This window comes from Methylibium sp. T29 (genome assembly GCF_000576205.1).
GTDB classification, from domain to species: domain Bacteria; phylum Pseudomonadota; class Gammaproteobacteria; order Burkholderiales; family Burkholderiaceae_C; genus Methylibium; species Methylibium petroleiphilum.
On record NZ_AZND01000084.1, the window covers coordinates 1 to 14,342 of the forward strand.

15 protein-coding genes are annotated in these 14,342 nt (G+C 68.6%); 14 read left to right on the forward strand and 1 reads right to left on the reverse strand.

All coding sequences use genetic code 11. The annotated features are described in order from the left end of the window. Positions 1-105: 105 nt before the first annotated feature. The 4 genes from x551_RS11665 to x551_RS11680 are packed head-to-tail and all read left to right on the forward strand — an operon-like array spanning position 106 to position 3,470. Positions 106-414, forward strand: coding sequence for an MmoB/DmpM family protein (locus tag x551_RS11665; RefSeq protein ID WP_051511970.1), 309 nt, complete (start codon positions 106-108; stop codon positions 412-414). A 30-nt stretch (positions 415-444) separates the two neighbouring features. Further along, positions 445-2,031 carry an aromatic/alkene/methane monooxygenase hydroxylase/oxygenase subunit alpha gene (locus x551_RS11670; RefSeq protein ID WP_036231151.1) on the forward strand — a complete coding sequence of 529 codons (1,587 nt, stop codon included), beginning with the start codon at positions 445-447 and terminating at the stop codon, positions 2,029-2,031. Positions 2,032-2,047: 16 nt separating this feature from the next. Beyond that, positions 2,048-2,410, forward strand: coding sequence for a phenol hydroxylase subunit P4 (locus tag x551_RS11675; protein WP_036231148.1), 363 nt, complete (start codon positions 2,048-2,050; stop codon positions 2,408-2,410). A 1-nt stretch (position 2,411) separates the two neighbouring features. Further along, positions 2,412-3,470 (forward strand): phenol 2-monooxygenase domain-containing protein, encoded by a 1,059-nt coding sequence (locus x551_RS11680; protein ID WP_036231146.1) that lies wholly within the window; start codon positions 2,412-2,414, stop codon positions 3,468-3,470. Between the two features lie 19 nt (positions 3,471-3,489). On the opposite strand, the gene x551_RS11685 is transcribed toward x551_RS11680, so the two are convergent. Continuing rightward, the gene (locus tag x551_RS11685) at positions 3,490-4,386 is read right to left on the reverse strand and encodes a LysR family transcriptional regulator (protein ID WP_036231189.1); all 897 of its coding nucleotides are present in this window, start codon (positions 4,384-4,386) and stop codon (positions 3,490-3,492) included. Positions 4,387-4,591: 205 nt separating this feature from the next. On the opposite strand from x551_RS11685, the gene x551_RS11690 reads away from it, so the two are divergent. The 10 genes from x551_RS11690 to x551_RS11730 all read left to right on the forward strand — a co-directional run bounded on the left by x551_RS11690 (position 4,592) and on the right by x551_RS11730 (position 13,847). Continuing rightward, the gene (locus tag x551_RS11690; protein ID WP_036231144.1) at positions 4,592-4,951 is read left to right on the forward strand and encodes a 2Fe-2S iron-sulfur cluster-binding protein; all 360 of its coding nucleotides are present in this window, start codon (positions 4,592-4,594) and stop codon (positions 4,949-4,951) included. Positions 4,952-4,983: 32 nt separating this feature from the next. Then, complete coding sequence (locus tag x551_RS11695) at positions 4,984-5,916, forward strand: catechol 2,3-dioxygenase (RefSeq protein WP_036231142.1); 933 nt, start codon at positions 4,984-4,986, stop codon at positions 5,914-5,916. A gap of 133 nt (positions 5,917-6,049) precedes the next feature. Next, positions 6,050-6,490 carry a heme-binding protein gene (locus x551_RS11700; RefSeq protein WP_036231140.1) on the forward strand — a complete coding sequence of 147 codons (441 nt, stop codon included), beginning with the start codon at positions 6,050-6,052 and terminating at the stop codon, positions 6,488-6,490. A 24-nt stretch (positions 6,491-6,514) separates the two neighbouring features. Beyond that, complete coding sequence (locus tag x551_RS11705; protein WP_036231138.1) at positions 6,515-7,969, forward strand: 2-hydroxymuconic semialdehyde dehydrogenase; 1,455 nt, start codon at positions 6,515-6,517, stop codon at positions 7,967-7,969. Between the two features lie 11 nt (positions 7,970-7,980). After that, on the forward strand, positions 7,981-8,847 hold the full coding sequence (locus x551_RS11710; protein ID WP_197028757.1) for an alpha/beta fold hydrolase: 867 nt from the start codon (positions 7,981-7,983) through the stop codon (positions 8,845-8,847). A gap of 14 nt (positions 8,848-8,861) precedes the next feature. Then, positions 8,862-9,647 (forward strand): 2-oxopent-4-enoate hydratase, encoded by a 786-nt coding sequence (gene dmpE / locus x551_RS11715; protein ID WP_036231133.1) that lies wholly within the window; start codon positions 8,862-8,864, stop codon positions 9,645-9,647. Positions 9,648-9,663: 16 nt separating this feature from the next. After that, positions 9,664-10,452, forward strand: coding sequence for a 2-oxo-3-hexenedioate decarboxylase (gene dmpH / locus x551_RS11720; RefSeq protein ID WP_036231131.1), 789 nt, complete (start codon positions 9,664-9,666; stop codon positions 10,450-10,452). Between the two features lie 28 nt (positions 10,453-10,480). Further along, on the forward strand, positions 10,481-11,338 hold the full coding sequence (locus x551_RS11725) for a YCF48-related protein (protein ID WP_051511972.1): 858 nt from the start codon (positions 10,481-10,483) through the stop codon (positions 11,336-11,338). Then, positions 11,323-11,460 (forward strand): hypothetical protein, encoded by a 138-nt coding sequence (locus x551_RS25830; protein ID WP_161728029.1) that lies wholly within the window; start codon positions 11,323-11,325, stop codon positions 11,458-11,460. The genes x551_RS11725 and x551_RS25830 overlap by 16 nt, the downstream gene beginning before the upstream one ends. Continuing rightward, a complete protein-coding gene (locus tag x551_RS11730; protein WP_036231129.1) occupies positions 11,457-13,847 on the forward strand; it encodes an MMPL family transporter in 2,391 nt (796 codons plus the stop codon). The genes x551_RS25830 and x551_RS11730 overlap by 4 nt, the downstream gene beginning before the upstream one ends. Positions 13,848-14,342: the final 495 nt, after the last annotated feature.

Consider the following 14,342-nt stretch of genomic DNA (forward strand, 5'->3'; position numbering starts at 1 on the left):
CCGCGCTGGCGCTCGGCGAGCAGGCGCCGCGGCGCTGGCCGCCGTGCGCAGCGAATTCGACACCCGCATCGCCCGCCTGGGCATCGAGGCCTGAGGAGACCCGACATGAACGCCACCGCCACCGCCGCCCCCACTGCCCGCCCGCCGGTCTTCATCTCGCTGGTCAGCAACGACATCTCGCGCGGCATCGTCGAGGCCATCGTCGCCGACAACCCCGAGGCCACCGTCACCGAGTACCCGGCGATGGTGAAGATCGACTCGCCCGGGCGCCTGGTCATCCGTCGCGAGAGCGTCGAGGAGCAGCTCGGCCGCCACTGGGACGTGCAGGAGCTGCACCTGAACCTGATCTCGCTGTCCGGAAACATCGACGAGACCGACGACGCCTTCACGCTCCAGTGGGGCGCCCGCGCCTGATCCCAAGCCCAGCCGTACGAGGAGACAAGCATGAGCCAAACCGCCGCCGCCAAGCCCGCCAAGCGCCTGGGCATCAAGGAACGCTACGCGATGATGACCCGCGGCCTGGGCTGGGAGACCACCTACCAGTCTATGGACGACGTCTTCCCCTTCGACCAGTTCGAGGGCATCAAGATCCACGACTGGGACAAGTGGGAGGACCCGTTCCGCCTGACGATGGACGCCTACTGGAAGTTCCAGGGCGAGAAGGAGAAGAAGCTCTACGCGATCATCGATGCGTTCCAGCAGAACCAGGGCCAGTTCAACATCAGCGATCCGCGCTACCTGAGCACCCTGAAGCTGTTCCTGACCGGCGTGTCGCCGCTCGAGTACCAGGCGCACCGCGGCTACGCGATGGCCGGCCGTGCCTTCCGCGGCGTCGGCGCGCGGGTGGCGGCGCAGATGCAGTCGATCGACGAGCTGCGCCACGCGCAGACGCAGTTCCACACGATCAGCCACTTCAACAAGTACTTCGACGGGCTGCACGACCCGCAGTGGATGCACGACCGCATCTGGTACCTGTCGGTGCCCAAGTCCTACTTCGAGGACGCGATGACCGCGGGGCCCTTCGAGTTCGTCACCGCGATCTCGTTCTCCTTCGAGTACGTGCTGACCAACCTGCTGTTCATGCCCTTCATGAGCGGCGCCGCCTTCAACGGCGACATGGCGACCGTGACCTTCGGCTTCTCGGCGCAGTCCGACGAGTCGCGCCACATGACGCTGGGCCTCGAGGTCGTGAAGTTCATGCTCGAACAGGACCCGGGCAACGTGCCGATCATCCAGAAGTGGATCGACAAGTGGTTCTGGCGCGGCCACCGCCTGCTGACGCTGGTGGCGATGATGATGGACTACATGCTGCCCAAGCGCGTGATGAGCTGGGCCGAGGCCTGGGAGATGTACTTCGAGCAGAACGGCGGCGCGCTGTTCCAGGACCTGGCCCGCTACGGCATCCGCATGCCGAAGTACCACGAGATCGCCACCGCCGAGAAGCAGCACCTCTCGCACATCGCCTGGGCGACCTTCAACAACTACGGCCACGCGGCCGACTTCCTGACCTGGGTGCCGCAGCCCGACGAGCTCGACTGGCTGAGCCAGAAGTACCCCGAGAGCTTCGACGCCATCTACCGCCCGCGCTTCGAGTGGCTGGCCGCCTACGAGAAGGAGCACGGGAAGATGTGGCGCAACGACACGCTGCCGATGCTGTGCCAGGTCTGCCAGGTGCCGTGCCATTTCACCGAGGTCACGGACCCGACGCGCATCAGCCTGCGCGAGACCTCCTACCACGGCATGAAGTACCACTGCTGCTCGGACGGCTGCATGGACATCTTCAAGGAAGAACCCGAGAAGTACGTCCAGGCCTGGATGCCGGTGCACCAGATCTACCAGGGCAACTGCTTCCTTGAGGGCACCGACCCGACGGCGCCGGGCTTCAACCCGCTGGCCGCGGTGCTCGACTACTACCACGTGAAGCCCGGGGCCGACAGCGGCGACTTCGCCACCTCGCCCGACCGCCGCAACTGGGAGCGCTGGACCGGCCAGGACCTGACGCCTCCCGCCACCGAGCCCAAGGCCGCCTGAGCCGAGGAGCCCCGACATGCCCACCATCGCCCTGAAGCCCGACTACGCGGGCCCACAGCAGGACACCGAGGACAAGTTCCACGGCAACCGCCTGCTCTACATCTGCTGGGACGAGCACCTGCTGTTCTGCTCGCCGGTCGCGCTGCCGCTGCCGCCGTCCATGCCCTTCGGCGCGCTGCTCGGCGAGGTGCTGCCCGGCGTCTACGGCAGCCACCCGGACTTCGCCGTGATCGACTGGTCGAAGGCGGTCTGGACGCATGGCGGCGCGCCGTTCAAGCCGGACGCCGACAAGTCGCTGGCCGACAACGGCCTGGTGCACAAGTCGGTGATCCGCTTCCGCACGCCGGGGCTGCGCGGCATCGGCGGTTCGCGGAGCTGACGTGAGCTATCGCATCACGATCGAGCCGCTGGGCCAGGCGGTCGCGGTGCGCGACGGGCAGACCGTGCTCGACGCCTGCCTGCGCGCCGGCGTCTGGCTGCCGCATGCCTGCGGCCACGGCGTGTGCGGCACCTGCAAGGTCCAGGTGCTCGAGGGCGAGTGCGAGCACAACCATTCGTCGAGCTTCGCGCTGATGGACTTCGAGCGCGACGAGGGCAAGATCCTCGCCTGCTGCGCGACGGCCAGCACCGACATCGTCGTCGAGGCCGACATCGACGAGGACCCCGACGCGCAGTTCCTGCCGCTGGAGGACTACCGCGCCGAGCTGGTGGAGGCGCGCATGCTCACGCCCACCATCCGTGGACTGTGGCTGAAGCCCGACCGGCCGGTGTCCTTCCAGGCCGGCCAGTACGTGATGCTGCAGGTGCCGGGCGTCGAGGGCGAGCGCGCGTTCTCGATCGCCAACAGCCCGGCGGAAGCGCTGATCGAGCTGCACATCCGCCGCGTGCCCGAGGGCCGTGCCACCGGCTGGCTGCATGACACGCTGCAGGTCGGCCAGACGCTGCACTTCACCGCGCCGAGCGGGCGCTTCTTCGTGCGCAAGTCGGCGGGCGTCCCGCTGATCTTCGTCGCCGGCGGCTCGGGGCTGTCGAGCCCGAAGTCGATGATCCTCGACCTGCTGGCCGAGGGCTGCCGGCTTCCGATCACGCTGGTGCAGGGTGCGCGCAACGAGGGCGAGCTCTACTTCCGCGAGCTGTTCGAGGGCCTCGCGGCCAAGCACCCGAACTTCAGCTACGTGCCGGCGCTGTCGGACCTGCCGGCGGACTCGAACTGGAGCGGTGCGCGCGGCTATGCGCACGAGGCGCTGAAGGCACGCTTCGACGGCGACTTCCGCGGCCACAAGGCCTATCTGTGCGGGCCGCCGCCGATGATCGAAGGCTGCATCGCGACGCTGATGCAGGGGCGGTTGTTCGAGCGCGACATCTACACCGAGAAGTTCTTCACCGCCGCCGACGCGGCCGGCAGCGGGCCGCGCAGCCCGCTGTTCCGCAAGCTCTGACCGGACCGCGGCGATGCGCTCAGCGGGCTCTTTCCTTCGCGAACTCGCGCACCACGTCGAGGAAGGTCGCGAGGATAGGCGAGGCGTCGTCGCGGCGGTGGATGCAGGCCAGCTCGATGTCCTTCAAGGTGCGGCTGGCGAGCGGCCGGTAGACCACGTCCGGCAGCTGCAGGCTCGCGGTCGACTCGGTCGCGACGCTGATGCCGAAGCCGCCCGCCACCAGCGCGATCGAGGTCAGCACGTCCTCGACGTACTGCACGACGTTCATCCGCGCGCCCTCGCTGTGGAAGGCGTTCGCGACCTGCTGCGCCAGACCCGGCAGCGGCGACGCCGGATAGACGATCAGCGGCGCGTTGTCCATGTCGCGCACCGTGATCTCGCGCTTGCGGCACAGCGGGTTGGTCTTGTACATCGCGACCATCAGGCGCTCGCGCAGCACCGTCTCGATCGCCAGGTCGGGCTGGGGCGGGAACAGGCGGTTGAAGCCGACCATGATGCGCCGGTCGCGCAGCGCCTCGATCTGCTGGGCCTTGCTCAGGTGATGCAGCTCGATCTCGATCTCGGGGCGCTCATCGTGAAAGCGGGCCAGCAGCCGCGGGATCACGTCCAGCACGCCCGAGCCGAACACGCCGACCTCGAGCTTGCCGATCAGCCCCTTGCCGGTGAGCTGGGTGCGCTGCTTGGCGCGCTCGGCCAGCCGCAGCAGGTTGGGCACTTCCTCCAGCAGGGCCTGGCCCGCTTCGGTGAGATCCACGCCCTTGGGCGTGCGCAGAAACAGCGGCGCGCCCATCTCTTCTTCGAGCGCGCGGATCTGTCGCGTCAGCGGCGGTTGCGCCATGTGCAGGCGCTCCGCCGCACGCCGGAAGTTGCGTTCCTCGGCCAACACGAGGAACTCGCGCATTTGCCTCATCTCCATGGTCCACGCCTCCGGGTTGTCACTGACCGCCAATACCCAAATGGTATCGACTCTGCGAAATCGAGTATTGGACAGTATCGAGCCGTCTTTCTATCTTTACGCACCGTGACGACGGACCCGCGCATCGAAACGCGGGCCGCCGGCCACGCAGGTCAGGAGACAAGGACGCGTGCCGACATCGCTGTGCGGCACACATGAGCCGACCATGGAGCGATACGAAGTCCACATCGAGAACACCCGCGAAGCCTACGGCTGCTCGGCCAGCTGCACCCTGCTTGGCGGCATGGAGGCCCTCGCGCGCAAGGGCATCCCGGTGGGGTGCCGCGGCGGCGGTTGCGGCGTCTGCAAGGTGCGCATCGAGTCCGGCACGGTGCGCACCGAGAAGATGAGCCGCGAGCACGTCACGGTCGACGAACAGGCCGCAGGCTACGTACTGGCCTGCCGCGCCTACCCGACCAGCGATGTGCGGCTCTCGGCGGTCGACAAGCTCGCGCGCTGCATCGAACGCAGCCATGCCCGCTCCACCTTCCTCGATGCCGCGCTCGCCGCGGCCCATCGTTCCTGACCCGACCTCACTCACACACAAGGAGACATCCGATGGCACTCACAGGTGTTCTGCGCCCCGGTCACGTGCAGTTGCGCGTGCTCGACCTCGCCGCCGCCGTCAAGCATTACAGCCAGGTCCTCGGGCTGTGGGAGACCGCGCGCGATCCCCAGGGCCGCGTCTACTTCAAGGCCTGGGACGAGCACGACCATCACAGCGTCGTGCTGCGCGAGGCCGAAGCTGCCGGCATGGACTTCATGGGCTTCCGGGTCGACTCGACGGCCACGCTGAAGAAGCTCGCCGACAACGTGAAGGCCAGCGGCCTGGCCACCGAGATGCAATGGGTCGAGGCCGGCGAGATGCTCAAGACCGGCGAGCGCTTCCGCTTCACCACGCCCACCGGCCACGTGATCGAGCTGTACGCCGAGAAGGAGAAGGTCGGCAACATGATGCCGCTCGAGAACCCGGAGGTTTATCCGGAGAACCTCAAGGGCATGTCGCCGACGCGCTTCGACCACTGCCTGCTGTACGGCGACGACCTCGACGGCACGGTGAAGCTGTTCACCGAAGTGCTCGGCTTCAAGCTGGCGGAGCAGGTTGTCGCGGGTCCGGACCGGCTGCAGATCGCCGCATTCCTGACTTGCTCGAACAAGCCGCACGACGTGGCCTTCATCCGCCATCCGGAGAAGAACAAGTTCCACCACGCCAGCTTCATCCTCGACAACTGGGGCGAGGTGCTGAAGGCGGCCGACATCATCACGCGCCACCGCGTCTCGCTGGACATCGGCCCGACGCGCCACGGCATCACGCGCGGCGAGACGATCTATTTCTTCGACCCGAGCGGCAACCGCAACGAGGTCTTCTCCGGCGGCTACATCGCCTACCCGGACCGGCCCACGCTGACCTGGACCGACGACGAGCTCGGCCGCGCGATCTTCTATCACGACCGCAAGCTCAACGAGGCCTTCCTGTCGGTGGTGACTTGAACCACCCCCGTTGCGGCTGCGCCGCTCCCCCTCGAGGGGGCGACGCCAGCGGCCCGGCGAAGCCGGATCCGCGGCGTCTGCTGGGCGGGCTGCGGCGGGACCGGCGATCAAAGCACCTTCACCGACTTTCAACATGACGAACCCCACGATTCCGTTGCGCAATCTGTCGAGCCAGGCCGCGCAAGCCGCCGTCGAGGCGGCGATCGCGCACGCCGAAAAGCTGGGCGTGCGCGTCGTCGCCGCGGCGGTCGATGCCGGCGGCGTGCTGCTTGCGCTGCGGCGCATGGACGGGGCCTTCCTGCACTCGATCGACATCGCGATCGACAAGGCCTACACGGCCGTGAGCTTCGGCTTCCCGACCGAGGGCTGGGCGGGCGTGCTGGCCGACAACGAGATGCGCAAGGTCGGCCTGTCGGTGCGCCCGCGGCTGGTCGTGCTGGGCGGCGGCGTGCCGGCCCATGAGGGCGCGCTGCGCGTCGGCGCGATCGGCGTGTCGGGCGCGACCTCCGAGCAGGACGCCGAGTGTGCGCGCGCCGGGCTCGCGGCAATCGGACTGCAGGACGCGCCGCGCTGAGGCGCAGCGCCAACGAAACGAATCATGAAACAGTACCTGAACTTCATCGACGGCGACTTCGTCGCCACCGCCAAGACCTTCGCGAACCGCGCGCCGGTCGACAACCGCGTGCTCGGCATGGTCCACGAGGCCGGCCAGGCCGAAGTGGACGCCGCCGTGCGCGCCGCCCAGGCCGCGCTCGACGGGCCCTGGGGCAAGATGCCGGTGGCCGAGCGCGTCGAACTGCTCTACGCGGTGGCCGACGAGATCAACCGCCGCTTCGACGACTTCCTGGCCGCCGAGATGGCCGACACCGGCAAGCCGCTGTCGCTGGCCTCGCACGTCGACATCCCGCGCGGCGCTGCCAACTTCAAGATCTTCGCGGATGTCATCAAGAACGTCCCGACCGAGAGCTTCGAGATGACCACGCCCGATGGCGGCAGCGCGATCAACTACGCCCTGCGCTCGCCGCTCGGCGTGGTGGCGGTGGTCTGCCCCTGGAACCTGCCGCTGCTGCTGATGACCTGGAAGGTCGGCCCGGCGCTGGCCTGCGGCAACACCGTCGTCGTCAAGCCCTCGGAGGAGACGCCCGCCACCGCCACGCTGTTGGGCGAGGTCATGCAGAAGGTCGGCGTTCCGAAGGGCGTCTACAACGTCGTGCATGGCTTCGGGCCGAAGTCGGCCGGCGAGTACCTGACCAGCCATCCGGGCGTCAACGCGATCACCTTTACCGGCGAGACGCGCACCGGCGAGGCCATCATGGCGGCCGCGGCGAAGGGCGTGCGCCCGGTCAGCTTCGAGCTCGGCGGCAAGAACGCCGGCATCGTGTTCGCCGACGCCGACTTCGACAAGGCGGTGGCCGGCATCACCCGCAGCGCCTTCGAGAACTGCGGCCAGGTCTGCCTCGGCACCGAGCGCGTCTACGTGCAGCGGCCGATCTTCGACCGGTTCGTCGCGGCGCTGAAGGCCAAGGCCGAGGCGCTGAAGATCGGCCCGTCGGAGGAGCCGGGCGTCGGCCTGGGCCCGCTGATCTCGGCCGAGCACCGCGAGAAGGTGCTGTCCTACTACGCCAAGGCGGTGGCCGACGGCGCGACCGTGGTCACCGGCGGCGGTGTGCCCAAGATGAGCGGCGCCTTGGCTGAAGGCCACTGGGTGCAGCCGACGATCTGGACCGGCCTGTCGGAGGATTCTCCGGTGGTTCGTGAGGAGATCTTCGGCCCCTGCGTCCACCTCGCGCCCTTCGACACCGAAGCCGAGGCCGCCGCGCTGGCCAATGCCACGTCCTACGGCCTGGCGACGACGATCTGGACCGAGAACGTCGGCACCGCGCACCGCATGGCGCGCGCGGTCAAGGTCGGCATCTGCTGGATCAACAGCTGGTTCCTGCGCGACCTGCGCACCGCCTTCGGCGGCTCCGGCGCCTCGGGCATCGGCCGCGAGGGCGGCGTGCACTCGCTCGAGTTCTACACCGAGCTGCGCAACGTCTGCGTGAAGCTCTGAGAGGCATGGCGATGACCACCACCAACCCCGAGATCGCCAAGTCCGTCCGTACTGGCGCGTTTACGAGCAACGTGCACGACCTCGGCGCGAGCGCGCCGGGCCAGCCGCCGGTGCTCTTCATCCACGGCTCGGGCCCCGGCGTCAGCGCCTGGGCCAACTGGCGCCTGGTGCTGCCCAAGCTCGCCGGCGAGCGCCGCGTGATCGCGCCCGACATGCTCGGTTTCGGCTACACCGAGCGGCCGAACCCGCCGGATCGCGCTGGCGCCTACACGATGGACGCGTGGGTGCAGCAGGCCATCGACCTGCTCGACGCGCTCGACATCGCCCAGGCCGACCTGGTCGGCAACTCCTTCGGCGGCGCACTGGCGCTGGCGGTGGCGATCCGCCACCCGCAGCGCGTGCGCCGGCTGGTGCTGATGGGCAGCGCCGGCGTGAGCTTCCCGCTGACCGCGGGGCTCGACGCGGTGTGGGGCTACACGCCCTCGTTCGAGAACATGCGCAGGATCATGGACGTGTTCGCCTTCGACCGCACGCTGGTCAACGACGAGCTCGCGAAGCTGCGCTACGAGGCCAGCATCCGCCCCGGCTTCCAGGAGAGCTTCGGCGCGATGTTCCCGGCGCCGCGCCAGCAGGGGATCGAGAAGCTCGCCAGCCCCGAGGCCGCGATCCGCGCGCTGCCGCACGAGGCGCTGGTCATCCACGGCCGCGACGACCAGGTGATCCCGGTCGCAACCTCGCTGACGCTGGCGAACTGGATCCCGCGCAGCCAGCTGCATGTCTTCGGCCGCTGCGGCCACTGGACGCAGATCGAGCACAACGAGCGCTTCGTGCGTCTGGTCGGCGACTTCCTGGCCGAAGCCGACCGCGCCGCCGCCTGAATCCGAGAACCGAGATGGACGCCCCACAGATCACCGCCTACGGCGACGAGCTCTACGAAGCGCTGCTCGCCCGCACGCCGGTCGCGCCGCTGACCGAGCGCGAGCCCGGCATCACCATCGATGATGCCTACCGCATCCAGCTGCGCATGATCGAGCGCCGCGTGGCGGCCGGCGAACGCATCATCGGCCAGAAGATCGGCGTGACCAGCAAGGTCGTGCAGGACATGCTGAAGGTCGACCAGCCCGACTTCGGCCAGCTGCTCTCCGGCATGGTCTTCAACGAGGGCGAGGCGGTCAGCGTCGCCAGGCTGATCCAGCCCAAGGCCGAGGCCGAGGTCGCCTTCGTGCTGGCCCGCGACCTGACCGGCCCCGGCGTCACCGCCGCCGACGTGCTGCGCGCGACCGACTTCGTGCTGCCCTGCTTCGAGATCGTCGACTCGCGCATCCGCGACTGGAAGATCAAGATCCAGGACACCGTCGCCGACAACGCCTCCTGCGGCGTCTTCAGCCTCGGCGGCGTGCGCCGCAGCCCGCGCGAGCTCGACCTCGCGGTCGCCGGCATGGTGCTGGAGAAGAACGGCGAGATCGTCTCCACCTCCACCGGCGCGTCGGTGCAGGGCTCGCCGGTCAACGCGGTGGCCTGGCTGGCCAACACCCTGGGCCGCCTCGGCATCGCGCTGAAGGCCGGCGACGTGATCCTCTCGGGCTCGCAGAGCCCGCTGGTGCCGGTGAAGGCGGGCGACTGCTTCACCTGCAGCGTCGGCGGCCTCGGCAGCACCTCGGTGCGCTTCGTCGAATGAGCCGGGAGAGCACCGCATGAACCTCAACGCACAGACCATCGCCCAGCTCGCCGAGCACCTCGAAGGCGCCGAGCTGAACGCCCGCGACGTCACCAAGATCACCGACGACTTCCCCCAGATGGACTGGGACGACGCCTACGCGGTGCAGGACGCGATCCGCGCCCGCAAGGAGGCGCGCGGCCAGAAGACCGTCGGCCTGAAGGCCGGGTTGACCTCCTTCGCGAAGATGAAGCAGATGGGCGTCGACGTGCCCGTGTTCGGCTTCGTCTCCGACTACATGAGCCGCCCCGACGGCGGCGAGATCCGGACCGCCGAGCTGATCCACCCGAAGGTCGAGGCCGAGATCTGCGTCGTCACCAAGGCGCCGCTGAAGGGCCCCGGCTGCCATGTCGGCGCGGTGCTGGCGGCGATCGACTTCGTGCTGCCGGCGGTCGAGGTCATCGACTCGCGCTACCGCGACTTCAAGTTCGATCTGAAGAGCGTGGTGGCCGACAACACCTCGGCCTCGCGCTTCGTCGTCGGCGGTCGCATGCGCGACCTGGCCGATCTGGATCTGCGCACGCTCGGCGTGGTGCTCGAGAAGAACGGCCAGGTCGTCGCGATGGCGGCCGGCGCCGCGGTGCTGGGCCATCCGGCCGCGGCGGTGGCGATGCTCGCCAACCACCTGGGCGCGCGCGGCCAGGAGATCCCGGCCGGCACTTTCATCATGACCGGCGGGGTCACCGAAGCCATCGCGGTGGCCGCCGGCGACCACGTCTCGGTGCGCTTCCAGGATCTCGGCCAGGTCTCGATGCGCTTCGTCTGAACGAACCCGACTTCCAATGAGCTCCCCGATGAAACCCCTTCTCACCGCCCTGCTGGCGAGCAGCCTCGCGCTGGCCGCCTGCGTGCAGGCCCCCGACTTCGGCCCGGTGCAGGCCGAGCGCGCCAAGCCCGTGCAGCGCAACGACACCTTCCAGGCCGCATCGAACAATGGCAAGGTGCTCGTCGCCGGCACCGCCAGCGGCGCGATCGTCGTCTCGTCCGACGTCGGTAAGAGCTGGGCGCGCCAGGAACTCGCCGGCCCGGCCTCGGTGATCGCGCTGGCGGCCTGCCCCGACGGCGGCTTCGTCGGCATCGACTTCTACCGCAAGCTGTGGATCGGCGATGCCGCCGGCCAGCAGTGGAAGGCCGTGCCGCTGGACAAGCAGGTCGACCCGATGGCGGTGACCTGCGACCCGAAGGGCCGCATCTGGGTCGCCGGCAGCCACAGCACCGTGCTGAGCAGCGCCGACCGCGGCGCGACCTGGAACAAGCAGGACTTCGGCGAGGACGCGATCCTGACGACGATCCAGTTCGTCGACGAGCAGCGCGGCTACATCACCGGCGAGTTCGGCACCGTGCTGACCACCAGCGACGGCGGCGCGAACTGGACGCCGCTGCCGGCCATCGCCGGCGACTTCTATCCCTACTCGACCGTCTTCGTCGACGCGCAGAAGGCTGGTCGTCCGGCATCGGCGGCGTGCTGCTGCACACCGCCGACGGCGGCAAGACCTGGGCGCCGCAGCCCAACCCGAGCGGTGCGCCGATGTATTCGCTGCTGCGCCAGGGCAGCGAGCTCTACGGCCTGGGCGCCGGCGGCCAGATGGTCGTGCTCAAGGGCGAGGCCTGGGAGCGCTTCGACCACGGGCTGGCGGTGCCGGCCTACCTGACGTCGGGCGCGGTGCTCGACGCCAACTCGCTGCTGGTCGCCGGGGCGGCCGGCGCATTGCATGTGGTGTCGGCGCCGGGCAAGCTCGCCGTCGCCGAGGTTCTGAAGGGAGTGCAGCAATGAAGAGCATGCGCAGCTGGATCGTCGCCGTGCTGATGCGCGGCGAGGAATGGCTCTTCGCCAATCCGAAGTACGTGCTCGGGATGATCCTGGCCGTGACGCTGGGCTTCGCCACGCAGCTGCCGGCGCTGAAGGTCTACACCGACTTCAGCGACCTGCTCCCGCAGAAGCACGACTACATCAAGACCTACAACCGCATCAAGGAGACCTTCGGCGGCGCCAACATGATCGTGATGGCGGTGGAGGTCGAGCAGGGCACGATCTTCAACGACACGACGCTCAAGCTCGTGTACGACGCGACCCAGGGCCTCGACAGCCTGCCCAGCGTCAACCACAACCTCGTCGCCAGCCTCACCCACCGCACGGCGCGCAAGGTCTACCTCACCGCCGACGGCAACTTCGCCTCCGAGGACTATTACGACGTGCGCAAGGCCACGCGCACGCCGGAGGAGCTCGAGCAGCTGCGCAAGGACGTGATCGCCAACCCGCGCATCTACGGCCTGCTCGTCTCGCCCGACCTGAAGGCCGCGCTGGTCAAGGTGCAGCTCAACGAAGGCGACATCGACTACGCCAAGACCTTCGCCGCGCTGCAGGAGGTGCGGGCCAAGCTCGAGCAGCCGGGCCACAAGGTCTACGTCACCGGCAACCCGGTGCTGACAGGCTGGGTCTACACCTACCTGAACCAGATCATCGCGATCATGATGTACACGCTGGCGCTGCTGGCGATGCTGCTGATCGTCTACTTCCGGCGCTTCTACGGCGTGTTCCTGCCGCTGGTGGGCATCGCGTTGAGCTCGATCTGGGGCCTCGGCTTCATGGCCGCGGTGGGCTTCAACCTCGAGCCGCTGTCGATGCCGATCCCCTTCCTGATCGCCGCGCGAGCCACCTCGCATGGCGTGCAGCTGGTGGCGCGCTACTACGAGGAGCTGGCCATCACGCACAACGGCAAGCAGGCCGCGCGCAACGCGCTCGACGCGCTGTTCCGCCCCGGCTCGCTGGCGATCGTGGTCGATGCGATCGGCATCGCGGTGCTGGTGCTCGGCGCCGCGCCCTTCAACTGGAAGCTCGGCATCTCGGCCGGCTTCTGGGGCCTGGCCGTCATCTTCACCGTGCACTTCATGGTGCCGCTGGCGCTGACCGTGCTGCCCCAGCCCAAGCAGATGGAGAACAAGAACGAGGGCATGCGCAACGTCCTGGCGACGGTCATGACCAAGACCGGCGGCACCTTCACCGGCGCCGCGACCATCCTCGCCGTCTCCGGCGTGCTGATGGTCTGGGGCGCGATGATGTCGGCCAAGGTGCAGGTCGGCGAATCGGAGGCCGGCTCGCCGATCCTCAAGCGCGACCACGACTACAACGTCTCGACCCAGGCGATCAACGCGCGCTTCCCCGGCTCGGAGGAGCTGCACATCATCGCCCGCACCGAGGAGAAGGGCGGCATCAAGCGGCCCGAGGTGCTGCGCGCGATCGAGGCCTTCCAGGCCCATATGCAGTCCGACCCGGCGCTCGGCGGCGTCAAGGCGCTGCCGGCGGTGGTGCGTTCGGTCAACCGCATCACCCACAGCGACGACCCGCGCTGGATGCAGATCCCCGACAACGAGGCCGAGGTCGGCGGGCTGATGTTCACCTACATGGCGTCGAGCCCGATCCCGGGCGCGCTGGCCGAGTTCGTCAACCCCGACGAGACGGAGGCCAACATGGTGTTCTTCTACAAGGACCAGCGCGCCGAGACGATCAACCGCGCCGTCGCGCTGGCGGAGGAGGGCAAGGCGCTGATCGAGTCGCGCGTGCCGGGGCTGAAGATCGAGCTCGGCGGCGGGCTGATCGGCGTCAGCGCCGCGGCCAACGAGGCGCTGCACACCGACCACATGATCATCATCCCGGTGGTGATGACCACGGCCTTCCTGCTCGTGATGGCGTACTACCAGTCCTTCCACGCGGGCTGGCTGATGGTGCTGCCGATGCTGTTCGCGACCGTGATGACCTACGCCTTCATGGCCTGGCGCGGCATCAGCATCAGCGTCAACACGGTGCCGGTGATCGCGGTGGGGGTCGGCGTGGGCATCGACTACGCCGTGTACTTCATGGACCGCATCCGCGAGGAGATGGAGCAGGTCGGCGACGTGCGGGAGGCGGCGGTCCGCGCCTTCTCGACCACCGGCTACGCGGTGAGCTTCACCGCCGTCACGCTGATCGCCGGCGTGGTGATGTGGATCTTCCTGTCCGACCTGCGCTTCCAGTCCGACGCGGCGATCCTGCTGAGCTTCATGCTCGTCGTCAACGCGCTGGCGGCCATGCTGATCGTGCCCTCGTGGTGCGTCGTGTTCAAGCCGAAGTTCGTCACGGGCGGCCATGCCGCCATCCCGGCCGCCGCGGCACAGGCGGCCTGACTGCCGAAACGAATGCAGGGCACCGGCTCGACAGAAGCCGGGCCCCTGGCATGTGTGAGCTCAATCAATCAACAGAGTGGAGAGGAGACTCCGATGACCAAGCTGGACGATAACCCGGGCGTGCGCGGCACGACGGGCAGGCCGTCGCGCCGCACGCTCGCGGCGCTGATTCATCGTCAACGCCGTCGCCGCCATGCTCATCGTGCCGGCCTGGTGCGTGGTCTTCAAGCCCCGCTTCGTGACCGCCGAGACCCCGGGCAGCGACGACAAGACCCCTGCGGCGCTCCAGCCCGCCTGAGGCCGCAGACGCCGCCGCCCCGAACCCAGGAGTGAAGACGCGCGGGCAGGGGACTGCCCGCTCCAAGAGAAGGTGTGCATTCGATTCCATCCAAGGAACCCACGCAGCGAGGAGACAACGATGAAGAACAGACAAGAGACCGCGCGCCGAACCGGCGCGACCCCCCGCGCGGGCCAGCCCCCGCCGCCCGTCCCGGC